This is a genomic window from Gordonia paraffinivorans (genome assembly GCF_900683595.1).
Taxonomy (GTDB): domain Bacteria; phylum Actinomycetota; class Actinomycetes; order Mycobacteriales; family Mycobacteriaceae; genus Gordonia; species Gordonia paraffinivorans.
The window spans coordinates 185528-209454 of sequence record NZ_CAACYD010000007.1 but is presented as its reverse complement, the minus strand read 5'-3'; the positions used below and the strand labels follow the sequence as shown (position 1 = coordinate 209454).

The following is a 23927-nucleotide window of genomic DNA, read 5'->3' as shown; positions in this document are numbered from 1 at the left end:
GCAACGCGGACCCCGGCACCACGGCCGGGTCCCGAGCGACAGCGGGATCCGCGCACCCCGCCGGCGGCGGTCGGCCGCCGGGACCTGACCGTCGCGCTGCTGCGCCCGATCGGCATCGTGATAGTGTTGCTCGCCTGCTACTTCCTGCTGCCGATCGACTAGGCGAGCAGCCTCAACACGGTCGGGCTCGTCCTCGGCGCGATCCTGCTGGGGTCGTTCTGCGTGTGGGAGGTGCGCAAGTTCACCCGCTCCGTGCATCCCGGCGCGGCCGCGATGGAGATGCTGGTGGCCCTGGCGTCGTTCTACATCGTCGCCTTCGCGACGACGTACTTCCTGTTCTCCGAATACGCCTCGGGCAGCTTCAACGAGCGGCTCACCCGGGTCGACGCACTCTACTTCTGTCTCACGGTCTTCACCACGACCGGTTTCGGCGACATCGCCGCTGTCTCGCAGGGCGCGCGGATCGCCGTGTCGCTGCAGATGGGGAGCACGCTGGTGCTGGTCGGGCTGGGGCTGAGGTTCCTCAACCTGCTGATCAACCAGCGACGCCAGGCCACCCGCGGGTGACCTGGCGTCGCCGAGAGACCACAGGGTCCGGCCCTGCTCCGGGTGTTGCACCCGGCCGGACCCCGGTGGTCATGGTCCGTCGCTCATCGGCATCTCATCAGTAGTCGTCGTCCCCGTAGACGACCATGCCGCGGATGTTGTTGCCCGCCAGCATGTCGTCGTATGCCTCGTTGATCTGGTCGAGCCGATAGGTCTTGGTGACCAGATCGTCGAGGTTCAGCTTGCCCGCGCGGTATTCGTTGAGCAGCGCGGGCACCTGCGTGCGCGGGCTCGCGCCGCCGAAGATCGCGCCCTGGACCCGCTTCTGCATGAGGGTCAGGTCAAAGAGGTTCATCTGCGCGTCCATCGCCGCGAAGTTGCCCATACCCACGACGACGACCTGGCCGCCCTTGCCGGTGAGGGCGAGCGCCGGGGCGATCATCGACCCGTCGATCTCGCCGACGGTGAGGATCGTCGTGTTGGCCATCCGCCCCCACGTGATGTCGCCGAGCGCCTCGAGCGCCTCCTCCATCGAGGAGAAGGTGTGCGTCGCGCCCATCTTCTCGGCCATCTGCAGCTTGAAGGGCACTGGATCGACGGCGATGACGTGGCGGGCACCGGCCGCCGCGGCACCCTGGACCGCGTTGACGCCGACGCCGCCGATGCCGACCACGACCACGGTGTCGCCGGCATGCGTCCCGCCGATCTCGACCGCCGAGCCCCAGCCGGTCGCGACGCCGCAGCCGAGCAGCGCCGCGGTCTGCAGCGGGATGTCGTCCTCGATCTTCACCAGCGAGGCCTGGTTGACGGTGATGTACGGAGCGAACGTCCCGAGCATGCACATCTGCACGAGGGGCAGACCGTCGTGGGTGTGCGCCCGGTGGGTGTCGTCGGCGATCGAGAGTCCGGTGAGGAGTCTGGCGCCCTCGTCGCAGATGTTCTGCTGGCCCCGCGAGCAGGGTTCGCAGGTGCCGCAGGCCGGGATGAACGCGGTGACGACGTGGTCACCCTCCTTCAGGCGGGTGACGCCCGGACCGACCTTGGTCACGACGCCCGCACCCTCGTGACCGCCGAGCACCGGCATGGGTGCGGGGCTGTCGCCGGTGCGAAGGTGATGGTCGCTGTGGCACAGACCCGAACTGACCAGCCTCACCTGGACCTCGCCGGGTACCGGATCGCCGAGTTCGAACTCCTCGATCTTCCATTCCTCACCCGGATTCCGGAGAATTGCACCCTTGGTCTTCACATGTGCTCCTTGCTCGTGCGCCCTGGAACGTGCGTCAGATATCGCCGACTACTTATGCGACGTAAGTCACATGCTGGCCCACCGACGACGTCGTTCGCAGGCGAATCACGCGATCCGTGTCACGTGATCGGCCCGATCCCATCCGCCCCGCCACGGGCGCCGAATCCGGTGCATGCGACCGTCCTCGAGCCCTTCCACGGATTCCGGTAAGACGACGTGGAACGATGACCCCATGTCGGACAAGACCGTTTCGCGTCCCCGCCCCACCCCGAAGCTGCGCTGGCTGATCCCGGCACTCCTGCTGCTGGGGTGGCTGATCATCGGCGGCGTCACCGGCCCGTTCGCCGGCAAGCTCGCGGGCATCTCGAGCAACGACAACAGCACGTTCCTCCCCGCGTCGGCGGAGTCGACGCAGGTGCAGAAGCTGCTCGCCGACTTCCAGGACACCGACGAGATCCCCGCCATCGTGATCGCCGAGCGGCCGAGCGGGATCACGCCCGGCGACCTGCAGTTCCTACAGTCCACGACCTCCGGGTTGGCCGGGACCCCCGGATTCGGGGACGCGGTCTCGCCCCCGATCCCGTCGGCCGACCGTCAGGCCGCCGAGGTCTTCGTCCCGGTGTCCTCCTCCGACGACCCGGCCGAGACCGTGGAGACCCTGCGGGACAAGCTCGCGAACGCCCCGGACGGCCTGACCGTCAAGGTCACCGGTCCGGCCGGGCAGGTGGCCGACCTGGGCGAGGCCTTCGCCGGCATCGACGGCCTGCTGCTACTCGTCGCGGGCGCGGTGGTCATCCTCATCCTGATCGTCGTCTACCGCAGCCCGATCCTGCCGTTCGTCGTCATCATCTCCGCGGTGTTCGCGCTCGGTCTCGCGTCGGGCCTGGTCTACTTCCTCACCAAGCAGGGCGTCCTCGACCTCAACGGCCAGAGCCAGGGCATCCTGTTCATCCTCGTCTTCGGCGCCGCCACCGACTACGCGTTGCTGCTGGTCTCCCGCTTCCGGGAGGAGCTGCTCACCACCGAGGACAAGTACGCGGCGATCCGGCAGGCCTGGCGCGCGACGATCGAGCCGATCGCGGCGTCGGCCGGCACCGTCATCGCCGGTGTCCTGTGTCTGCTGCTCAGTGACCTGAACTCCAACAAGAGCCTCGGTCCGATCGCGGCCATCGGCATCGTCGCCTCCTTCCTGGCGTCGATGACCTTCCTGCCGGCGGCGCTCACCCTGCTCGGCCGCACCGCGTTCTGGCCGCTGCGTCCGGCGTATGCGCCCGACACCGATCCGGACACCGGCACCGCCCATCGCCTGTGGAAGCGGATCGCCGACGTGGTCGCGTCCAAGCCGCGCGCCATCTGGGTCGGCACCCTCGTGGTGTTGCTCATCGGCGCCGCGTTCGCCCCGGCGTTCAAGGCCGACGGCATCGCGTCGAGCGACTTCTTCATGGGCACCGTGGAGTCGGTCGAGGGTGCGGAGATCCAGGCGAGGCACTTCGACGCCGGCAGCGGCACCCCGACCTACGTCATCGCCGACCAGGGCGCCGGCACCGCCGTTCTCGACGCCGTCCGCGCCACCGACGGCGTGGCGTCGGCGCAGTTCATGGAGGAGAACGGGGCGCCGATGGTGCGCGACGGCAAGGTCGCGATCTCCGCGACCCTGACCGACAACGCCGAGTCGCTGGCCGCCCAGGACACCGTCGCCGACATCCGCTCCGCGGTCCACGACATCCCGGACGCGGACGCACTGGTCGGCGGCACGAGCGCCATCGACCTCGACACCCGCGAGACCGCGATCCACGACCGGAACCTGATCATCCCGATCGTCCTGATCGTCGTGTTCGTCGTGCTGGTGGCCCTGCTGCGCAGCATCGTCGCGCCCCTGATCCTGCTGGCGTCGACGGTGCTGTCCTTCGCCACGACCCTGGGCGTGGCGGCGCTGCTGTTCAACGGCCCGTTCGGCTTCCCGGGCGCCGACCCGGTGGTCCCGCTGTTCGCATTCGTGTTCCTCGTCGCGCTGGGCATCGACTACAACATCTTCCTCATGACGCGCGTGCGGGAGGAGGCGCTGCGCAGCGGCACGCGGATCGGCATGATCCGCGGTCTCACCGCGACCGGCGGCGTCATCACCTCCGCCGGCGTCGTGCTGGCGGCGACGTTCGCGGCCCTGGCCGTGATCCCGCTGATGTTCCTGGTGCAGGTGGCCTTCCTCGTCGCCTTCGGCGTCCTCATCGACACGCTCATCGTGCGCACGTTGCTGGTCCCCGCCCTCACCCTCGACATCGGACCCAGGATCTGGTGGCCGAGTGCGCTCGCGAAGAAGGACGACGCCACCGCCGATTCGTCGGCGGCCTGATCGGCCCGGCCCTCGATCCCGTGCCATAAGTTCAGTTCCGCCAAGAGAATATTCAGCGAAGTTGATGCCCGCGCGGCGGGAAAGCGTTAGCGTCGGGTATTCCCATCTCTTCGTCGGTTGGCTGGTGATCAAATGACCCTGATCGAGCACAAGGAGTCTCACCGCGAGGACTTCTCGTCGTTGCGGCGGGGAGGTCTCAACTGGGACTCATTTCCGTTGCGTCTCTTCATCAAAGGCAACTCTCGCTTCTGGGATCCGATAGCGATCGACTTCTCGCGCGACGCCCAGGACTGGGAGGAACTCAACGACGAGCAGCGCCGCAGCGCAACGTATCTCGTCAGCCAGTTCATCGCCGGCGAGGAGGCGGTGACCCAGGACATCCAACCCTTCATGAAGGCGATGGCGGCCGAGGGACGCTTCGGCGACGAGATGTACCTGTCGCAGTTCTGTTTCGAAGAGGCCAAGCACACGCAGGTGTTCCGCATATGGATGGACACCGTGGGGCTCACCGGGGACCTGCAGTCCTTCGTCGCCGACAACCCCTACTACCGACGCCTCTTCTACGAGGAGCTGCCCGAGTCGCTCCACGCCCTCGACCACGACCCGTCGCCGCGCAACCAGATCCGTGCGAGCGTCACCTACAACCACGTGATCGAGGGCAGCCTCGCCCTCACCGGCTACCACGCCTGGCAGAAGGTCTGCTCCCGCTTCGGCATCTTCCCGGGGATGCAGACGCTGATCCGCTTCATCAGCGACGACGAGCGGCGGCACATGGCGTGGGGCACCTTCACGTGCCGTCGCCACGTCGCCGCCGACGACTCCCTGTGGGAGACCGTGGGCGAGCGGATGAACGAGCTGCTGCCGCTGGCCCTGGGCATGATCGACTGGGTCAACGAGCAGTTCGACGAGCAGCCATTCGGGCTCGACAACAACGAGTTCCTCGAGTACGCCGCCGACCGGGCCCAGCGTCGCGTCTCGGCGATCGAGTCCGCGCGCGGCCGCTCGGTCGCCGAGATCGACGTCGACTACTCGCCTGAGGTCCTCGAGGACGCCATGGGCGAGGACGACGCCGTCCGGCTGCAGACGTAGGAGCGAGACCTCCGGCGGGTCGGATCGGTCACCGCCCGTCCAGCTCCACCAGCCGGTCGCTGCGCGCTTCGACGATCCGGCGCTGGTGGCTGACCAGCACCATCCCGGCGCCGTCGTCGACGAGTTGCTGCAGCAGCGCGATCACCGCACGCGTCGAGATCGGGTCGAGCATCGCGGTCGGCTCGTCGGCGAGGACGAATCGCGACTTCTGCACCAGCAGTCGTCCCAGGCAGGCGCGCTGCAGCTGACCGTCGGACACCTGCGACGGCCGACGGTCGAGCAGCGCGGGGTCGAGGCCGACGCGATCGGCGATCGCTTCGACGTCGCAGCCGGCGCCGGCGATCGCCGCGGGTTCACCGACGATGCGCCGCAGCGTCCACCGCGGGTTGCTCACCAGCCGGGGGTGCTGGGACAGCAGGCCGATGTCACCGGGCCGATACCCGAAACCCACATACTCGACCCTGCCCGCCGCCGGTGCGGCGAGTCCGGCGAGGATGCGCAGCAGCGTGGTCTTGCCGCTCCCGGACCGGCCGACCACGCCGACGACGGTCCCGGCGTCGACGCGGATGTCCACGCCGGAGAACACCTCGGTGTCCCCGTGGCGTGCGGCGAGTCCCCGTCCGGCGAGCGCGACCCTCATGCGACCGGCTCGAAGAAGGCGCCGGTGTACTCGTCGCCGGAATCCCTGAGCGCGGCGACCGGCCCCCGGTCGACGATCCGTCCGGCCCGCATGACGGCGATCGAGTCACAACCACCGGTCAGCGCGTCGATGTCGTGGGTGATCACGAGGACGGCCACACCGCGACTCGCGGTGTCGGCGAGCAGAGCCCAGATCGACGAGCCGAGCTCGGGATCGAGAGCCGAGGTCGGTTCGTCGGCCACCAGTACGAGCGGGTCGCCGGCCAGCGCTGCGGCGATCGCGGCCCGCTGGGCCATCCCACCGGACAGCTCGTGCGGATACAGCTGCAGCGCGGCCGGGTCCAGGTGCACGGTCCGGCACAGCTCCACCGCGTCGCGTGTTCCGCCGAGCACGCCGATCACCTCCTCGAGCTGCGCTCCGATCGTCCGGACGGGGGTGAACGACGTGGCCGCCGACTGCGGCACCAGCCCGACGCTCTTCCCGCGCAGTCCCCGCCACCGCGGGTCCCGCCCGGCGATCTGCTCGCCATCCAGCTGCTCGCCGTCCAGCCACAGCCGGCCGGTTACCGCCGCCCCGGCGGGTAGCAACCCGCACAACGCGGCTGCGACCATCGATTTCCCGCACCCCGATTCCCCGATCAGCACCGACACCGCGCCGGCGGGCACGTCGAGCGTCACGTCGTCGAGGACACGCGCCCGCGGAGCACGCCGGCCCCGTCCGATCGCGATGTCGACGCTCACCCCGTCCAGCCGGGCGCTCACCACCACACCTCCCCGGCAGGCGGGGTCGACGCCCGGCGCAGCGAGGAGGCGGCGGCCGCGCATGCGAGCGCCGTGACCATCAGCGCCGCACCCGGCACGACCAGGGTCCACCACGCGCCGGTGAGCACATCGCCGCGCGCCTGTCCGAGCAGCGTCCCCAGGCTCGCCTCGTCCGGGGACAGGCCGACGCCGAGGAAGGACAGCGTCGTCTCGTGCCACACCGCGTGCGGCAGCAGCACGGTCATGGCCACCAGGACCTGCCCGCCGACGGCCGGCCCCAGGTGGCGGGTCGCGATGAAGGTGCGCGACGCCCCGGCCAGGCGCGCCGCTTCCACCCAGCCGGCGGTGCGCGCCTCGAGCAGTTCCGCCCGCACCACCCGGGCGACGGCGGGCCAGTGCGTGAGCGCGATCGACGCGATGATCGCGACCGGCTCGCCGCGCCACATCGCGGCGATGACCACCCCGACGACGAGATGCGGCAGGGCGTTGACCCCGTCCACGACGCGCATCACGACGGCGTCCACCCATCCGCCGGCCGTCACCGATGCGACGCCGACGACCACGCCGAGAACGGTCGCCAGGACCGCGCATGCGAGGGCGATCAGCAGGGAGATCCGCAGGCCCTCCGCCGTGCGGACCCCCAGGTCGTAGCCGGAGTGGTCGGTTCCCAGCAGGGTGCCCGCGCCGGGAGCCCGCAGGGCCCGGCCGAAGTCGGCGGCCTGCTCGCCCGCGAGCATCGGCCAGCCGAGCGCGACGGCCGCAACGACCACCAGCACCGCCCACGGCAGCAACCGTCCGGCCCGCCCGAAGGCCGCCCCGGTGCCGCCGGCCGCGCCGATCGTCGCGGTCACGCGCGCAGTCCGATCCGCGGGTCGATCCACACCGCCGCGGCATCCGAGACCGCCGACCCGATCAGGACCAGGACCGCCGAGCCGACCGCGAGCGGGGCGAGCAACGAGAAGTCCAGCGCCACCGCCGAATCCACGAGCGCCTCGGCGAGACCGGGCCAGCCGAACACGCTCTCCACGATCGCCGCACCGGCGACGAGTTCGGGCAGCCGCGTTCCCAGGAGGGCCAGGGTGGGCAGCACCGAGACCGGGACCACGTGCCCCCGCAGCAGCGCCCAACCGCCGATCCCGCGGGCGCGGGCACCCCGCACGGCCTCGGAGGCCGCGGCGTCGACGACGGCGGCCCGCATCGTCAGCAACAGCCACGGGATCATCGAGATGGTCAGCGCCAGACAGGGCAGCACCCCGTGGGTGAACAGCCCCGCCACGGTGTACGCGTCGCCCGGGCGCCGGGCGCCCGCTGCGGGGAGCCATCCGAGCCCCACCGCGAAGACGCTCACGAGCACCAGCGAGACGACGAACGGCGGTGTGGCGGCGAGCATCGCGGCCACACCCGTGCACACCCGGTCGAGCAGGCCGCCACGGCGCATGCCGGTGAGAGCGCCGACAACGATCGCGATCACCGTGGCGAACAGCAGCGCGAGCAACGACATCCCCAGTGTGAACGGCAGACGGTCGACGATCACGTCCGTCACCGGTCGGCTCTGCGTGGACGACCATCCGGCGTCGCCGGAGAAGACGTCGCCCCACCACCGCCACCACGCGCCGAACCAGTGACCGTCGAGACCGTAGGCCTGCGTCACCGCCTCACGCTGCGACGCCGTCGCCGACTGGTAGTCGTCGCCGAGGTGCTCGGTCAACGGGTCGAACGGCGACGCGGCCGCGACCGCGAACACCCCGAGAGAGACCAGCACGACGGTCGGGATCATCATCAGCAGCCGACGCCCCAGGAGTCCGACGACGCGTCGCCCCCGCGTGCGGCGGGGGACGCTCCCGGGATCCGACGAACAACACTGCGCTGCAACCTCTTCGCCAGGCGATTGCGTGTTCGGGGCCAGCTGCGTGGTCACGTCAGGCCTCCGGCGACCAGGACGGGAGGTTCCACCACGGCCCCCAGATCACCCCGTGCGAGTGGGGCTCGAGGATCGGCGCGTCATGCGTCCAGCCGGCACTGCGGGCGACGTAGGTGTGATGGACGAAGGCGAGGAATACCTGGGACGGCTCTGCGGAGTAGATCTGCTGGATGCGGCGATAGCGTTCGTCGTTTCGCGGTCCGGGAGCGGATTCCCGTGCGGCGTCGAGCATCTCGTCGAGTCCGGGGGCGGTGAAGTCACCGGGGTTGGAGTACGGCGAGGAGCCGGGCACCCGGGTGTGGAGGGCGTCGTAGACCTGTGAGTCGATGCTGTACGGCGTCTCGCCGCCGCCGAGCAGGGCACCGGCGGTTGCCAGCTTCGTCTCGATCTCGTCCCAGCTGGTGCCGCGGGTCAGCACCTCGACGCCGATCTTCTTCATCGCCGCGGCGAAGGCCACCGCGAGGTCGCGGCGGAGCGTGTCGCCGGCGTTGTACAGCAACGGAAACGAGGCGCGGACCCCGTTGCGGACCCGGATTCCGTCCTCACCGGGCCGCCAGCCGGCCGCGTCCAGGACGCGCTGTGCGGCATCCCGGTCGTACGGGAACTGCGCCGATTCGTCGTAGGCGTCCCCGTATGCGCGGGAGATCGGTGTGCTCGCCGGTTCCCCGTCGCCGTCGAGCACGTCTTCCAACAACGCCTTTCGGTCGATCCCCAGGTTCATCGCGCGGCGTGCCGCCGGATCGGCGGTGAAGTCGTTGCGGGCCGGCAGCGAGACGCCTCGCCAGTCGGCAGAGGCCACGTCCACGACGTCCAGGTCGTCGCGTCCCTCGAAGCCGGCGGCGAGGCGCGGCGGCAGGCTCGCCCCGTCGACCTCCCCGGTCTGCAGGAGCTGCGCCCGGCTGTTGTCATCGGGCACATGCGTGTACACGACGCGTCGCATCGCCGGCGTCCCGTCGCGATGGTCTTCGCGAGCGACGAGGATCGCCTGGTCGGGATCGAGCGAGTCCAGGCGGTACGGCCCGGTTCCGACCGGGTCGGTGTTGAGCGCCCACTGTGCGGCGGGGATCCGCTCCACGCGCTCGGCGGGGACGATACCCAGGAGCAGATACGGAGACGGGTCGGCATCGGTGGCCATGGTCACCGTGACCGATTGCGGCCCATCGGCTTTCATCTCGACGATCGGGGCGAGATAGGTGGAGACCGCCGACGCGACCGCCGGGTCGACGGCCGCACGATAGGTGGCGACCACGTCGGCGGAGTCGAACGGCGTGCCGTCGGAGAAGGTCACTCCGGTCTTGAGCGGGACCCGCCACACCCGGGGTGCGATGCGTTCCGGCCTCGACGCCGCCAGTGCCGGCACGAGGTCGGGCAAGCGCTCGTCGGAGTCGGCGCCGGGTGCCAGGAGACCCTCGTAGATCGGCGACACCCCCAGTCGGCCGTAGCCGAGCAGCGGATTGAACTCGCCCGGCGCCTGCGCCTCGGCGAGGACGATCCGATCCGTTGGCCCGCGGCCGGGGCCGGCGTCTCCCGAACAGGCGGCGAGACCGCCGAGGGCGACGGCGGCGGCGAGCGCGGCGACGAGCACCCGCCGTCCGCGGCGGTCGGACCGGCGGCCAATACGTGTCGTCACAGACACATGTTCGCGCAGACACACGTCCGCCGCCACTCCACCACCGATGCGACCGCCCGCTGGTGTATATCGAGAGGGTGGGACACGCAGAGAGGCACGCCGCGGCCGACTTCGACGCGGACTCGTGGGCTGCGCGTTTCACCCTGCTCAGCGACCCGACCCGACTGAGGATCGTGGCCGAGATGCATGCGCACCCGGGATCGACGGTGGCCGAGCTGGCCTCGGCCATCGGCATCACCGAGAACGCGGCGTCCCAGTCGATCCGCGCCCTTCGCGACCAGGGTTGGGTGCGGTCGGAGAAGGTCGGCCGCCGGGTCCACTACGAGGTCGTCGGCGACGCCATCGTGCACCGCATCCTCCACGACATCATCGGCGTCGGGCACATCACCCGAGGTCAGGGACACGATCACGCACACCCGTGACAACGGATTAGAACACGTTCTACTCTGTTCGCGTGGATGTGAGCTACGAAGCGACCAAACGGGAACTACCGACCGACCAGGGAACCCTGCGCTACCACGAGGCGGGCGACGCCGACGCGCCGCCGCTGATCCTGCTGCACGGTTCGGGCCCGGGCGTCACCGGCTGGCGGAACTACCGCGGCAACCTCGGTCACTTCGCGCAGACCCACCACTGCTACGTCCTCGAGTTCCCCGGCTTCGGCGTGAGCGACCCCGTGGAAGGGCATCCGGTCCTGACCGCGGGCGGCTCGGTCATCCGTTTCATGGACGCCCTCGGCATCGACAAGGCCGCCATGATCGGAAACTCGATGGGCGGCGTCGTCGGCGTCAACCTCGCCATCAAGAAGCCCGACCGTGTGGAGAAGCTCGTCACCATCGGCGGCGTCGGGCCGAACCTGTTCAGCCCCAGCCCGAGTGAGGGCCTGCGTCTCCTGCAGGAGTTCACCGACGCCCCCGACAAGGACAAGCTCGTCCGGTGGCTGAACTCGATGGTCTACGACCGGTCGCTGATCACCGACGAGCTCATCGAGGAGCGATGGCAGGCGGCGATCAACCCCGACGCCCAGAAGACCGCCCAGATGATGTACGGCTCCGCGGCTTTCGAGATGCAACAGAAGTTCATGGCCGCCTCCGACACCCCGCCGTACTGGGCGAGCATGCACAAGGTCGCGTGCCCGACGATGCTCACCTGGGGCCGCGACGACCGCGTGAGCCCGCCGGACATGGCGCTGGTCCCGATGCGCCTCATCCCCGACGCCGAGTTGCACATCTTCCCCAAGTGCGGGCACTGGGTGATGATCGAGGCCAAGGACGCCTTCGAGGCGGCGGTCACCTCGTTCCTCACACGCTGAGTTCCGCGCTGCGACTGCGGGTGTCGACGCCCGGCCCAACGGCAGGTGCCCGCGGGCGGGTGCGGAGACGCCGGGTCGGACGCCACGCTCCACCACCCTGCGGGGTCTCCTGATGTGCACTCGAGCATCGGGCGGGGAGACCGGCCGCCGATAATCGATTGCCCGCGGTGTCGTTCCGGTGGCATAGTTCTCGCTCGGCACGAGACAAGCAGGCCCGAGCGGGCTACCGCACGGCGTTCCTGCGCGTCGGAAACTCGTGTCTCCCAATGGTTCACACATGGTAAGGGCCACGGCCCCCAGGTTCGAGTCCTGACCGGCGCCGCTCCCGGGACACCCGGGCGCGGTCGGTCCTGCGGTCGACGCCACCGGTCCTCGTGACCGCGACGATCGACCCCACCGGCCGGGCCGCCCGCGAGCGGCGCCGCCGTGCCATGAGCCCCGGGATCACCTGACGACAGGCATTGCGGCGCAATGGGAAGGAGGATCGCGATGCTGTTCTTCACCACGATCACGGTCCTGCCGGGACACGTCGTGCTGGCCTATCGCGGTGACACGGTGACGACCCTGGAGCCGGGCCGTCACCTCGTCCGCACCCCGCATTCGGCACGGAGCATCGACATGCGTGAGCGACTCGTCCCGGTCGCGGCTCAGGAGGTGCTCACGGCCGACGCGATGTCGGTCCGTGTCTCGATGTCGTTGCGCATCCGCGTCACCGACCCGGTCGCATTCGTCGACCGGGCCGAGGACCCGGTCGCCTCGGTCTATCTGGCGGCTCAGCTCGCACTGCGCGAGACGTGCGCGTCCGTCACCGCCGACGACCTGATCCGCCGCGGCGACACGCTCGACGTCGAGGCGATCCAATCGGCGGCCGCCGATGTCGGCGCCCGCCTCGGCCTCGTCGTGCTCGGCGTCGTGATCCGCGACGTCATCCTGCCGGCCGAGGTCCGCAGCGCCGCACTCGAACTGGTCACCGCGAAGACGCGCGGCCTGGCGAAACTCGAGGCAGCCCGCGCCGAGACGGCGTCCCTGCGCGCACTCGCCAACGCAGGTCGTCTGCTCGATGCCCATCCGGCGCTCGCGCAGCTGCGCCTCGTCGAGTCGGTCCCGCACGGCGCACGCGTCGTGCTCAGCGTCGGCGGCGCCGAGGTGTCGCAGGCCGACTGAGCGCGCGCTCACGACCCTGTCCTTCCACCTTCGAAACGGATGGTGGAAGGACAGGACAGCCCCTCTGACGGCGCTCATCGAAGTTCCCCAGTGATGCTCACCTAAGTTCCCCACCCGTGTGGCTCCGCCAGCGAAGGCGGGCCTCCCGAGATGCTGATGGTCTCTGACCACGCACCAGCTCCAGGGAGGCCCGCTTTCTCATGTTGACATGGGAGGATGATGTGGAAGTACACGCACTACGCAAACGGGGGTGGTCGATCTCGGCGATCGCCCGCCATACCGGGCATGACCGCAAGACCATCCGGGCGTATCTGAACGGGGTGCGCTCACCGGGCCAACGCAAGAAGCCGGATGAGGATCCGTTCGAACCGTTCGCGCCCTACGTGTGACCGCACGCCTGGCCGAGGATCCGCATCTGTGGGCGCGCACGCTGTGCGACGAACTCGAAGAACTCGGTGTTGACGACGCTGAGGGGGACCCATTCGATGGTCCAGTCGCTATGCGGCTTGGGGTTGGTGGGTCGTGGTCCACTGTAGGGCGAACTCGGCGGGGGTGAGTCCGTGGTGGGCCGAATGGGGTCGGTTGGCGTTGTAGTCGATCCTCCAGTCTTCGATGATGACCCGGGCTTCGCGCAGGGAGTCAAAGGGCCAGGAGTTGAGCAGCTCGTCGCGCAGGCGGCCGTTGAACGATTCGATCCAGGCGTTCTGCCACGGGGAGCCGGGGTCGATGAATAGTGATCCGGTGCCGTTGAATCGGCACCAGTCGTTGACGGCGTGAGCGACGAATTCCGGTCCGTTGTCGAACCGCACGTAGCACGGTGGACCATGTATCAGGGCTAGGCGGTCGAGAACGTCAACCACGCCATCGGCGTTGATGACGCGGTCGACGTGGATCGCCAGGGCTTCGCGGGTGAACTCGTCGATCACGTTGAGCATTTTGATGGTTCGGCCGTCGGCGGTGGTGTCGAATTGGAAGTCCATCGCCCAGATCACGTTCGGCCGGATTGGGCACATCGCCCCAACCGCGGTCCCGATTCCGGTGAGCCGTTTCTTCCTGCGGCGCTGGGGAACTCGCAGCCCCGCTCACTCGGGAGGTGAGCGAGACAATGCCTGTCGCATCAGATGCGACACGACCGAACGCGCAGCGCCCTCGATCTGCAAGAGGCGTGGTGACCCGGAGGGTGGCAGTCAGGTTCAGGCGGTCTGGCACCCGAGGGCCTAATCCTGTGGGGTGGTGTGGGTGTGGATTCTGGCGCCGTCGCGATTGAAGATGCTGATCGCTTCGGCGCTGTCTGATCCTGCGGCGCTCATGCTGTGGGGGGTGCGGGTGTCGAACTCCGCGGCTTCGCCCGGCTCGAGAACGAGATCCTGGTCCCCGAGGATAAGCCGGAGCCGACCGCTCAGCACATAGATCCACTCATAACCGTCGTGCACCCGCGGTTCGGGCGCCAGCGGCCGTGGTGGGTATGTGATGCGGTAGGTCATGACCGGTGCATGTTCGGGGGCCAGGGGGACGATAACCAGACCGTCGCGGCGGATCGGCGGCCTGCGCACCCGCGGGTCGGGACGTTCGTCAGCGACCAGGTCGTCAACTCGGATACCGAGCCGTCGCGTCAACGGCACAAGCAGTTCGAGATTCGCCTGACGTTTACCCGATTCCAAACGCGAAAGCGTGCTTACCGACATGCCTGCGGCGGCTGCTAGCTCCTCCAGGGTCAGACCCTGTGATCGGCGGATCGCGCGCAGCCTCGACCCGATCCGTGCGCTCTCCATGTCCGCTTTCCCTTCTTTGCCATTACTGCAAGTTTCCTTGCTATTCTGCCAGACCTGGCCGGAGGATGCCGGTATGGCAGAAGAACTTTGGGATGCAGTGATCGTCGGCGCAGGTCCGGCGGGGTTGACCGCGGCGGTGATGCTCGGGCGCTCTCGCCGTCGTGTGCTCGTGATCGATGCGGGCAGTCCGCGCAATCGTTTCGCCGCGCACATGCACGGCGTGCTCGGCCTTGACGGGCTCCCCCCGTCCGAGTTGCGCCGGCTCGGGCGCGCCGAAGCCGAGGGCTACGGAGTGGTCTTCCATGACCGGACCGTGCGGGAGGTCACCAACGTACCCGCCGGGGTGCGCGTGACCGCGGATGATGGTTCCGCCCACCAGGCGCGTACGCTAGTCATCGCCACCGGGCTGCGGGACGACCTGCCCGCGATCGGCGGGCTGGCCGAGCGGTGGGGCAAGACGGTGCTGCACTGCCCGTACTGTCATGGGTGGGAGGTTCGCAACCAGCACCTGGGCGTGCTTGCCACCTCACCGCTCGCCCTGCACCAGGTTGAGCTCGTGCGACAGCTCAGCGACCAGGTCACCTTCTTCTCCGCAGGCGCAGGCGACCTCTCCGCCGACGACGAGAAGCGCCTGGCCGCGCGCGGCATCCGGATCGAACCGGCGCCTGTCACCGAGATTCACGGGCCCGCCCCCGCGATCTCACAGGTCGCGCTTGCGGACGGCCGCACCGCCTCCGTCGATGCGATCTTCACCGCGGGCGCCCTGCACCCGCTTGACGAGTTCGTCGCCGGGCTGGACCTCGACCGCGTCGACACTCCCGTCGGCTCGTTCCTCAGCGTCGACCGCACCGGTCAGACCAGCCACGAACGTATCTGGGCTGCCGGGAACGTCGTCGATCCTGGCGCGAACGTGGCGATGTCACTCGGGGCCGGGGCCATCACCGGTGGCGTCGTCAACGCTCGACTCGCCAAAGAGGACACAGACACCGCCCTCGCCACGCCTGCGCGGGTGTCCTGACCGCGCACGCGGGCAGCGGCGGGTGCCGGTGACGCTATCGGGGCACCTATTGCTGTGGGAGGGTGAGGATCTCGGCGCCATGGTCGGTGATCGCGATGGTGTGCTCGGTGTGGGCGGTGCGGCATCCGGTTGCGCTGCGCAGCGTCCACCCGTCATCCGGGTCGGTGATGAGCCGGTCGGTATCGGCCATCACCCACGGCTCCAAGGCCAGCAGCAGCCCGGGCCGCAGCCGGTATCCTCGGCCGGGTCGTCCCTTGTTGGACACGTGCGGGTCCTGGTGCATCGTCGATCCGATGCCGTGACCACCGAACTCGGTATTGATCAGGTAGCCGGCGCCCGACAGCACCTGCTCGATCGCGTGCGAGAGGTCCCCCAGCCGCAACCCCGGCGCGGCAACATGAATCGCGGCCACCAGCGCCCGTTCGGTGGCGTCGATCATCGCGACGTCCTGCGGGTTGCGGGTGTCGCCGACGATGAAGCTGATCGCGGCGTCCGCCGCGACCCCGTCCTTGATGACCGCGAGGTCGAGGGTGAGCAGGTCCCCATCCGCGAGGCGGTAGTCGCGTGGCATGCCGTGCAGCACGGCGTCGTTGACGGCGGTGCAGATGTAGTGCCCAAAGGGACCGCGCCCGAACGAGGGCGCATAGTCGACGTAGCATGAGGTCGCACCGGCAGCATCGATCATCTCCCGCGCCCACTGGTCAACCTGGAGCAGGTTCGTCCCGACCCGGCAGCGGGCCTTGAGGCGCTGGAGAACGTCGCCGACGATGCGGCGGGCGTGAGGAACGAACTGGTGACAACTGATCGTTAGTGCCGGGAGGCGCTGACGGGGAGGATGTCATCATGCCCGGCCCCTATCCCAGAGAGTTCCGCGAGGACGTCGTTGCGGTTGCTCGCAGCCGCGAGAGCGGCGTCACCATCAAACAGATCGCCGCCGACTTCGGTATCAGCGAAGCGACGTTGCAGAACTGGCTCCGTCAAGCCGACGTCGAAGACGGTAACCGTCCCGGCCAGACCGCCGCGGACGCCGCCGAGGCGCGGGAGTTGAAGAAGCGGATCCGGTTGCTCGAGCAGGAGAACGAGGTCCTCCGCCGTGCGGCGGCGTATCTGTCGCAGGCGAACCTGCGGCTTGGTGGCTCCCCAAAAATGACGTACCCGCTCGTATCTGAGCTCGCCGACGCGGGGATCCCCGTGACGGTGTCGTGCCGGGTTCTCAAGCTCGCCCGCCAGCCCTACTACCGGTGGCGCAACGACCCCGTCCGGGACGCGGACGTGCTCCGCGCATATCGGATCAACGCGCTGCATGATGCGCACCACGAGGACCCGACGTTCGGCTACCGATACCTCGCCGACGAGGCCCGCCGAGCGGGGTGGCGGATGAGCCGGCGGACGGCGTGGAAGCTGTGCTCGCAGGCGGGGATTCTCTCGTCCGCGCAACGCCGGCGACGCGGGAAGGGGAAGAAGGCCGGGCCGCCCGTGTTCGACGACCACGTCCAGCGCGTGTTCCGCGCCGATGCACCGAACCGGCTCTGGCTCACGGACATCACGGAGCACTGGACGAGCGAAGGCAAGCTCTACTGCTGCGCGATCAAGGACGTGTTCTCCAACCGAATCGTCGGGTACTCGATCTCAGATCGGATGACCGCGAAACTCGCCGTAGACGCCGTCCGAAATGCTGTCGCGCGCCGCGGTGAGGTCGCCGGCTGCATCCTGCACGCCGACAGGGGCAGCCAGTTCCGCAGCCGCGCGATGGCCCGCGAGTTGCGCCGCCACGACATGGTCGGATCGATGGGAAGAGTCGGCGCTGCGGGGGACAACGCGGCCATGGAGTCGTTCTGGTCACTGCTGCAAACGAACGTCCTCAACCAGCAGCGGTGGGCGACCCGGCAGGAGCTGCGACTCGCCATCGTCGTTTGGATCGAGCGGAAGTATCACCGCCAGCGCGCCCAGGACACCCTCGGCGGCTTGACGCCCATCGAGTTCGAAGCCAAGCTAGCCGAGCCGCTCACACTCGCGGCCTAAATCGAACCTGTCACCAGTTCGTTCCTCACGCCCAAGCATCCCGAGGTGTCGCTTGTGGGGCGACAGGCGAGGAGCGCGAGCCCCAAGCCGGTAAGAAGGGCCCCGATCACTAGCATCACTTGCTCGCTTCTCAGTCAGAGCCAGGTGCTGCGAACGTGCGCACCGTTGTCGACGAGGTAGGGGACGAGAACGCGGAGCGCCGAGGCAGGTGTGGGGCCGTAGTTCATGAGGGCGATCGTGACCGCGCGGGATCCGTCAGGCGGAGGGTGAATCACTACCTGCAGGCCACCCCTGACCGTGATATGCGACTGGGAGAGTTGGGCTTTGGTGATGAAGTAGTGCTTACCGACCGGCGTATGGACCCGAAGGCCGTCGTCGAGCAGAGACAAGTGCGCGCCGGATCGCAGCGCCTTACGCGCATACCAGAGAAGCAGGAATGGTGTCGCAACGCCGTCAAGGACGCCGACGATCATCAGGAATCTGTGCCACGGAGACAGTTCCGGGTAGATCTCGGCTCCGAGCAAGCCGATGCCCGGAGCCGTGGCAACGGCTGAAGGAAGGAGCAATAGATTGATGTTGACCGCCCACCTGCTACGCGGTATCCACTTCGGATTGACGGAATACACCCTCGTCGGATGACCATGTACCGCTACAGCGAGGGAGATGAGCGTTAACGTGCTGAACATCACCACAGCGCAGGCCGCACCTGTGAGGACTTGCCACGAGTGCTCCGGGGCTTCTCGGAGTGACGCGATGAGCGTGCCTACGGTCATAAGGGCGCCGACCAGAGTTCCCGCGTAAGCACCCCACGGCCACTTCTGGAGTCGCTGATACTCGTTGCCGCTCACGTGATTTTCATTTCCAGAATACTCGCGCGACAGTGTAGGCGAATAGGCTGACAGCAATGCCAGTGGCCGCAACCGCGACGAATGGCGACCCGGCCAATGCCACGGTGCCGGCTATCGCGGTGCCCGCTGCCCAGGATCCGAACCGATCTGGAAGCCGGCGCTAACGGTGCCCGCGGACACCGCCACCCGGCCAGCACCCGAGATCCGTCCTTCGCCGCGTAGCGACAGGAAGCCCTCACGAGTCCACGGTGACTGGTTGAGGGGCCGTACGCTACGCACCTTTTCCTGCGCTTTCACGGCAGTGATCCGCCATCCATCGGCGGTGTGCTTCGACACCGATCGATCGGCAAACGAGCTTGGTCCTGCATCAGCGATGGCCGCTCCAGACGTGACGCCGAACGCGACCGCAGCTGCGGCGCAACCCGCGACCATCAGGCGCTGCGCTTGTGACGCCACCCCACCCTTCATATTCAACACTGGAAACCCCCGATTCATTAGCGTGAATGGGAGGTAGTCTATCGCGGACCGAGGCTGATTGGGCAGCGTGAACAGCAGGGTGTGTCCGGCATTACACCGACTCGGCAAAGTCTTGACTGGGCTGCGTTGGCTTCGGCGCCATGTCCGGAACCTGAGCCGTTGAGTCCGTGCTGTTCGGGGTCTGAGGCTCTCATTGCGCCGGGTACGGTTCGTTGATGAGGAGTCGTGTTGCGCGGCCGATTTGAATGCGACTGTGCGACAGGCCTGTTGGTGTGCGTGTCGGTGAGGCCCGGGGGAATCAGGGTGGATTCTGGGCAGGTAAATAATGCGGTGGTTTACTTGACATAACGTACATTATCGGCCAACAGTATGGCTAGTTTCTGGCCAGTCTAGCGGCTAGACTGAAGGCATGACGACAGTGCCACTCGGCGAAGCCAAGGACAAGCTCTCCGCGCTCATCGACAGCGCCGAAACCACGCACGACATCATCACGATCACCAAACACGGCAAACCCGCCGCGGTGCTCATGTCGGCTGACGACCTCGAATCGCTGCACGAAACGATCTACTGGCTCTCACGTGCCGACATCCGCGAAGCCGTCGCGGCCGCCGACGTCGAGTACGCCGCCGGCCAAACCGTCTCCCTCGAGGACCTGCGCGCCGAACACGGCATGCCGCCGGCATGAGCGACAACCCCACTGACTCGGCCGACCCGTACCACGTCGAGGTCGCATCCCCCGCACGCCGCGACCTCGGGCGACTCCCACCCCGCATCGTCCACGCCGTCATCGAGTTCATCTCCGGACCCCTCGCCGGCAACCCGCACCGCCTCAGCAAGCCACTGCGCGACGACCTCGAAGGCCTCCACAGCGCACGCCGCGGCGACTACCGCATCCTGCTACGCATCGACGACCCCAACCACACCATCGTCATCGTCAAGATCGACCACCGCGCCCACGCCTACCGCACCTAACTGATTCCGCCACAACACATGGGACTGTCTGAATAACGGTGGGTGGGGTGCGGTTTGACGTCAGCGTAGTCGCAGAACTGCAGTACGTCGGCGGGCGGCCGGCGGTTCCCCGACCGGCCGGCGGGTTCGCCGCCCGCCGGCGAACAAGAATCGGGATGAGCCTGGCAGGCGACCCGGCGACTCTGTGGTCGGCATCGCGCGGAATCTGGCGGATGTCTCCGGACACCGAGTACCTGGTCCCTACCCGCTTCGGTTCCGCCACCAACGTATTCAAGACCACAAAGTGGCACGAAAGGAGCGAAACCCGTCTGGGCCGCCGAGGGCTTCCTCATCGATCATCGACGGGACCTCCTCATGCGTCTGGTCGACGGCACGGCCGAGACCGCTGGCGGCCCACTCTCGTCGACGGTCCTGCGGCCACTGCCGATGATCTGCTGGTCGCCCGACTCGTTACCGGCAAGGTGATCGGCTTTGGCCGACGCGGCCCCGAACCCCATCATCCGGCTCCGTAGCCGCACCCGCCGTATCCACGTCAAGTGAGCGCCCCAGCATGAGCGGGAAAGGGACGCCGCGATAGCGAAGTCCACACGCTGACCACGGAAAAGCCCCGGCCGGAACGGATTCCGGCCGGGGCCCTTCCTACGGGTCTCAGCTGACGACGAGGTTCTCGTTGGTCAGCTTGGTGACACCCTGCTCAGCCTTCTCGACCAGCGAGGCCGGCGGCTCGAAGTGCTTGCCGTACTTCGAGGCCAGCTCCTTGGCGCGAGCGACGAAGCCCGGGACACCACCCTCGTACTGGTTGATGTACTGGACGACGCCACCGGTCCACGCCGGGAAGCCGATGCCGAAGATCGAGCCGATGTTGGCATCCTCGACCGACTTGAGCACGCCCTCGTCGAAGCACTTGACGGTCTCGAGGGCCTCGGCGAAGAGCATGCGCTCCTTCATGTCCTCGAGCGGGATCTCGACGGAGCCCGACTTGAAGTGCTCGCGCAGGCCCGGCCAGAGCTGGGTGCGCTTGCCGTTCTCGTCGTAGTCGTAGAAGCCCTTGCCGTCCTTCTTGGCGGTACGGCCGTTCTCGATCATCCAGTCGACGACCGCGTTCGAGCCGTGCTGCGGGACTTCCTTGCCCTCGGCCTTGAGAGCCGCCTCGGTCTCCTTGCGGATCTTCTGCGGCAGGGTCAGGGTCAGCTCGTCCATCAGCTGCAGCGGCGCGGCCGGGTAGCCGGCTTGGGTGCCCGCGTGCTCGATGAACGCCGGCTCGACGCCCTCGCCGACGGCCGCGATGGCCTCGTTGATGAAGGTGCCGATGACGCGGCTGGTGAAGAAGCCGCGGCTGTCGTTGACGACGATCGGGGTCTTGCGGATCTGCAGGGTGAAGTCGATGACCTTGGCCAGCACCGCATCCGAGGTCTTCTCGCCGCGGATGATCTCGACCAGCGGCATCTTGTCGACCGGCGAGAAGAAGTGGATGCCGATGAAGTCCTCGGAGCGCTTGACGCCCTGGGCGAGAACGGTGATCGGCAGGGTCGAGGTGTTCGAGCCCAGGATGGCGTCGGGCTCGACGATGTCCTCGATCTCCTGGAACACCTTGTGCTTGACCTCGACCGACTCGAAGGCGGCCTCGATCACCAGGTCGACGCCCTTGAAGTCGGCGGCGTCCACGGTCGGGTGGATGCGGGCGAGGAGCGCGTCGCTCTTCTCCTTGGTGGTCTTGCCACGCGAGAGGGCCTTCTCCTCGAGCTTCTCCGAGTAGCCCTTACCGCGCTTGGCGGCTTCGAGGTCGATGTCCTTGAGGACGACCTCGATGCCCGACTTGGCACAGACGTACGCGATGGCCGCGCCCATCATGCCGGCACCGATGACGCCGACCTTCTTGGCGGTGTACTTGTCGTAGCCCTCGGGACGCGAGCCGCCACCGTTGATGTGCTGCAGGTCGAAGAAGAACGCCTTGATCATGTTCTGCGCGACCTGGCCGGTGACCAGCGAGACGAAGTAGCGGGTCTCGACGATGTCGGCGGTGTCGACGTCGACGTAGGCGCCCTCGACGGCAGCGGCCAGGATGGCGCGCGGAGCCGGCATGTTCGCACCCTTGATCTGCTTGCGCAGCAGCGCCGGCAGAGCCGGGAGGTTGGCGGCGAACGCCGGGTTGGTCGGTGCGCCACCCGGGATCTTGTAGCCCTTGACGTCGAACGGCTGCTGGGCCTCGGGGTTCTCCTTGATCCACTTCTTCGCGGCGGGGATCAGTTCCTCGACCGAACCGACGACCTCGTCGACGAGGCCGACTTCCTTGGCCTTGGTCGGGTTCATGCGCTGGCCCTGGAGCAGGACGTTCATCAGCGCGTTCTGGATGCCGAGCAGGCGCACGGTGCGGACGACGCCGCCGCCACCGGGGAGCAGGCCGAGGGTGACCTCGGGCAGGCCGATCTGGTTGCCCTTGACGTCAGCGGCGATGCGGTGGTGGGTGTGCAGCGCGATCTCGAGGCCGCCGCCGAGGGCAGCGCCGTTGATGGCCGCCACGACCGGCTTGCCCAGGGTCTCGAGACGACGCAGCACCTTCTTCATGGCGTTGGTGGTCTCGGTGATCTGGGTGGCGATCTCTTCCTTCGAGACATCCGAGCGGTCGCTCGTCATGTCCTTGAGGTCGCCGCCGGCGAAGAAGGTCTTCTTCGCCGAGGTGAGGATGACACCGGTGATGTCGTCCTTCTCCGCCTCCAGGCGGTCGACGGTCGCGGCCATCGACTCCTGGTACAGGGCGTTCATCGTGTTGGCGCCCTGGTTCGGGTCGTCCATGGTCAGGATGACGACGCCGTCGGCGTCCTTCTCCCAGTTGATCATGTTGTCACTCATGGTGTTTCAGAAAGTCTTTCTGTGAAGGTCAGAGACGCTCGATGACGGTCGCGACGCCCATGCCGCCACCGATGCAGAGGGTGATCAGGCCGTAGCGGCCGCCGGTGCGCTCGAGCTCGTCGAGGCAGGTGCCGAAGATCATCGCGCCGGTTGCACCGAGCGGGTGACCCATGGCGATGGCGCCACCGTTCCGGTTGACCTTCTCGTGCGGGATGTTGAGGTCCTTCATCCACTTCATGACGACCGAGGCGAAGGCCTCGTTCAGCTCGAACACGTCGATGTCCTCGACGGTCAGGCCGGCCTTCTTCAGCGCCAGCTCGGTGGCCGGGGTCGGGCCGGTGAGCATGATGGTGGGCTCGCTGCCGACCTCGGCGAACGAGACGATGCGGCCGCGCGGGGTCAGGCCGTTGCGCTTGCCGGCCTCCTCGCTGCCGATGAGGACCAGGCCGGCACCGTCGACGATGCCGGAGCTGTTGCCACCGGTGTGGACGTGGTTGATCTTCTCGACGCTCGGGTACTTCTGCAGCGCGACGTCGTCGAAGCCGGCCATCTCGGCGAGCGCGGCGAAGGCGGGCTTCAGCTTGCCGAGGCTCTCCACGGTGGTGCCCGGACGACGGTGCTCGTCGTGGTCGAGGATGGTCACGCCGTTGATGTCCTTGACCGGGACGACAGACTTGGCGAAGTAGCCGGCGCTCCAGGCCTTCTCGGCACGGGCCTGCGACTCGGCGGCGTAGGCGTCGACGTCCTCGCGCGAGAAGCCCTCGATGGTGGCGATCAGGTCGGCGCCGATGCCCTGCGGGACGATGTAGTGGTCGTATGCGGTGGCCGGGTCGGTGAACAGGGCACCGCCGTCGCTGCCCATCGGGACGCGCGACATCGACTCGACACCACCGGCGAGGACCAGGTCGTCGAAGCCCGAGGCGACCTTGGCGGCGGCCAGGTTGCAGGCCTCCAGGCCGGACGAGCAGAAGCGGTTGATCTGGGTGCCGGGGACGCTCTCGGGCAGGCCGCTGTTCAGGGCGGCGGTACGCGCGATGACAGCACCCTGCTCGCCGACGGGCGAGACGACACCGAGGATGACGTCGTCGACGTCGGCCGGATCCAGACCGCCATGGCGGGCGAGGACCTCGTCGATCAGACCCGAGGCCAGGTCGACCGGCTTGACGCTGTGCAGCGCGCCGCCGCGCTGCTTGCCACGAGGCGTACGAACCGCCTCGTAGATGAATGCTTGATCAGGCACGAAAGAGTTCCTTTCACACGAACCACCAGTTGGTTACATCCAGAGGCTAACGCGGAATCACCTATTTGG

21 protein-coding genes and 3 pseudogenes are annotated in these 23927 nt (G+C 68.1%); 11 read left to right on the top strand and 13 right to left on the bottom strand.

What is annotated here, in order from left to right; translation table 11 throughout:
- Window positions 1–84 precede the first annotated feature (84 nt).
- Window positions 85–567, top strand: a pseudogene (locus tag E1P53_RS13990) (ion channel).
- 97 nt (window positions 568–664) lie between these two features.
- Here the strand turns inward: E1P53_RS13990 and E1P53_RS13985 are convergent.
- On the bottom strand, window positions 665–1792 hold the full coding sequence (locus E1P53_RS13985) for an NDMA-dependent alcohol dehydrogenase (protein ID WP_131734675.1): 1128 nt from the start codon (window positions 1790–1792) through the stop codon (window positions 665–667).
- Window positions 1793–2024: 232 nt separating this feature from the next.
- Here E1P53_RS13985 and E1P53_RS13980 point away from each other — a divergent pair, with 232 nt between their 5' ends.
- The gene (locus E1P53_RS13980) at window positions 2025–4142 is read left to right on the top strand and encodes an MMPL family transporter (protein WP_006902346.1); all 2118 of its coding nucleotides are present in this window, start codon (window positions 2025–2027) and stop codon (window positions 4140–4142) included.
- Between the two features lie 132 nt (window positions 4143–4274).
- Window positions 4275–5231: a R2-like ligand-binding oxidase gene (locus E1P53_RS13975; protein ID WP_006902345.1), complete on the top strand. Its 957-nt coding sequence runs from the start codon at window positions 4275–4277 to the stop codon at window positions 5229–5231.
- A gap of 28 nt (window positions 5232–5259) precedes the next feature.
- Here E1P53_RS13975 and E1P53_RS13970 read toward each other — a convergent pair whose 3' ends face one another.
- The 5 genes from E1P53_RS13970 to E1P53_RS13950 are packed head-to-tail and all read right to left on the bottom strand — an operon-like array spanning window position 5260 to window position 10183.
- Window positions 5260–5871, bottom strand: coding sequence for an ATP-binding cassette domain-containing protein (locus E1P53_RS13970; RefSeq protein ID WP_131734674.1), 612 nt, complete (start codon window positions 5869–5871; stop codon window positions 5260–5262).
- A complete protein-coding gene (locus E1P53_RS13965) occupies window positions 5868–6632 on the bottom strand; it encodes an ATP-binding cassette domain-containing protein (RefSeq protein WP_040527539.1) in 765 nt (254 codons plus the stop codon). The genes E1P53_RS13970 and E1P53_RS13965 overlap by 4 nt, the downstream gene beginning before the upstream one ends.
- Complete coding sequence (locus tag E1P53_RS13960) at window positions 6629–7483, bottom strand: ABC transporter permease (RefSeq protein WP_131734673.1); 855 nt, start codon at window positions 7481–7483, stop codon at window positions 6629–6631. The genes E1P53_RS13965 and E1P53_RS13960 overlap by 4 nt, the downstream gene beginning before the upstream one ends.
- Window positions 7480–8550 (bottom strand): ABC transporter permease, encoded by a 1071-nt coding sequence (locus tag E1P53_RS13955; RefSeq protein WP_006902340.1) that lies wholly within the window; start codon window positions 8548–8550, stop codon window positions 7480–7482. The genes E1P53_RS13960 and E1P53_RS13955 overlap by 4 nt, the downstream gene beginning before the upstream one ends.
- 1 nt (window position 8551) lies before the next feature.
- Window positions 8552–10183 (bottom strand): ABC transporter substrate-binding protein, encoded by a 1632-nt coding sequence (locus E1P53_RS13950; RefSeq protein ID WP_131734672.1) that lies wholly within the window; start codon window positions 10181–10183, stop codon window positions 8552–8554.
- A 77-nt stretch (window positions 10184–10260) separates the two neighbouring features.
- Between E1P53_RS13950 and E1P53_RS13945 the strand changes: the two genes are divergently transcribed.
- From E1P53_RS13945 to E1P53_RS13930, 4 genes and pseudogenes are all read left to right on the top strand, one after another.
- Window positions 10261–10605, top strand: a complete 345-nt coding sequence (locus tag E1P53_RS13945) for an ArsR/SmtB family transcription factor (protein ID WP_006902338.1) — start codon at window positions 10261–10263, stop codon at window positions 10603–10605.
- 32 nt (window positions 10606–10637) lie between these two features.
- The gene (locus tag E1P53_RS13940) at window positions 10638–11495 is read left to right on the top strand and encodes an alpha/beta fold hydrolase (RefSeq protein WP_006902337.1); all 858 of its coding nucleotides are present in this window, start codon (window positions 10638–10640) and stop codon (window positions 11493–11495) included.
- Between the two features lie 489 nt (window positions 11496–11984).
- The gene (locus E1P53_RS13935) at window positions 11985–12659 is read left to right on the top strand and encodes a slipin family protein (RefSeq protein ID WP_131734671.1); all 675 of its coding nucleotides are present in this window, start codon (window positions 11985–11987) and stop codon (window positions 12657–12659) included.
- A 200-nt stretch (window positions 12660–12859) separates the two neighbouring features.
- Window positions 12860–13116, top strand: a pseudogene (locus E1P53_RS13930) (helix-turn-helix domain-containing protein); the annotation flags it as partial.
- Window positions 13117–13156: 40 nt separating this feature from the next.
- Here the strand turns inward: E1P53_RS13930 and E1P53_RS13925 are convergent.
- Together E1P53_RS13925 and E1P53_RS13920 are read right to left on the bottom strand one after the other, a co-directional pair.
- Window positions 13157–13738 (bottom strand): annotated as a pseudogene (locus tag E1P53_RS13925) (integrase core domain-containing protein); the annotation flags it as partial.
- A gap of 138 nt (window positions 13739–13876) precedes the next feature.
- Window positions 13877–14431 (bottom strand): helix-turn-helix domain-containing protein, encoded by a 555-nt coding sequence (locus E1P53_RS13920; protein ID WP_131734670.1) that lies wholly within the window; start codon window positions 14429–14431, stop codon window positions 13877–13879.
- Window positions 14432–14528: 97 nt separating this feature from the next.
- Here E1P53_RS13920 and E1P53_RS13915 point away from each other — a divergent pair, with 97 nt between their 5' ends.
- On the top strand, window positions 14529–15449 hold the full coding sequence (locus tag E1P53_RS13915; RefSeq protein WP_244941191.1) for an NAD(P)/FAD-dependent oxidoreductase: 921 nt from the start codon (window positions 14529–14531) through the stop codon (window positions 15447–15449).
- 46 nt (window positions 15450–15495) lie between these two features.
- Here the strand turns inward: E1P53_RS13915 and map are convergent, their stop codons facing one another.
- Complete coding sequence (gene map, locus E1P53_RS13910; RefSeq protein ID WP_131734669.1) at window positions 15496–16254, bottom strand: type I methionyl aminopeptidase; 759 nt, start codon at window positions 16252–16254, stop codon at window positions 15496–15498.
- Between the two features lie 38 nt (window positions 16255–16292).
- Between map and E1P53_RS13905 the strand changes: the two genes are divergently transcribed.
- On the top strand, window positions 16293–17471 hold the full coding sequence (locus tag E1P53_RS13905) for an IS3 family transposase (protein WP_131734668.1): 1179 nt from the start codon (window positions 16293–16295) through the stop codon (window positions 17469–17471).
- A 134-nt stretch (window positions 17472–17605) separates the two neighbouring features.
- Here the strand turns inward: E1P53_RS13905 and E1P53_RS13900 are convergent, their stop codons facing one another.
- A complete protein-coding gene (locus E1P53_RS13900; protein WP_131734667.1) occupies window positions 17606–18319 on the bottom strand; it encodes a hypothetical protein in 714 nt (237 codons plus the stop codon).
- A gap of 111 nt (window positions 18320–18430) precedes the next feature.
- On the bottom strand, window positions 18431–18751 hold the full coding sequence (locus E1P53_RS13895) for an MspA family porin (RefSeq protein ID WP_244941232.1): 321 nt from the start codon (window positions 18749–18751) through the stop codon (window positions 18431–18433).
- A 454-nt stretch (window positions 18752–19205) separates the two neighbouring features.
- On the opposite strand from E1P53_RS13895, the gene E1P53_RS13890 reads away from it, so the two are divergent.
- Both E1P53_RS13890 and E1P53_RS13885 read left to right on the top strand, forming a co-directional pair.
- Window positions 19206–19481, top strand: coding sequence for a type II toxin-antitoxin system Phd/YefM family antitoxin (locus E1P53_RS13890; protein WP_006901078.1), 276 nt, complete (start codon window positions 19206–19208; stop codon window positions 19479–19481).
- The gene (locus tag E1P53_RS13885; protein WP_109239690.1) at window positions 19478–19768 is read left to right on the top strand and encodes a type II toxin-antitoxin system RelE family toxin; all 291 of its coding nucleotides are present in this window, start codon (window positions 19478–19480) and stop codon (window positions 19766–19768) included. Before E1P53_RS13890 ends, E1P53_RS13885 begins: the two co-directional genes overlap by 4 nt.
- Before the next feature lie 648 nt (window positions 19769–20416).
- Here E1P53_RS13885 and E1P53_RS13880 read toward each other — a convergent pair.
- Both E1P53_RS13880 and E1P53_RS13875 read right to left on the bottom strand, forming a co-directional pair.
- Window positions 20417–22618, bottom strand: a complete 2202-nt coding sequence (locus E1P53_RS13880) for a 3-hydroxyacyl-CoA dehydrogenase NAD-binding domain-containing protein (RefSeq protein WP_006901076.1) — start codon at window positions 22616–22618, stop codon at window positions 20417–20419.
- Between the two features lie 28 nt (window positions 22619–22646).
- Window positions 22647–23858: an acetyl-CoA C-acetyltransferase gene (locus E1P53_RS13875; RefSeq protein ID WP_006901075.1), complete on the bottom strand. Its 1212-nt coding sequence runs from the start codon at window positions 23856–23858 to the stop codon at window positions 22647–22649.
- Between the last annotated feature and the right edge of the window lie 69 nt (window positions 23859–23927).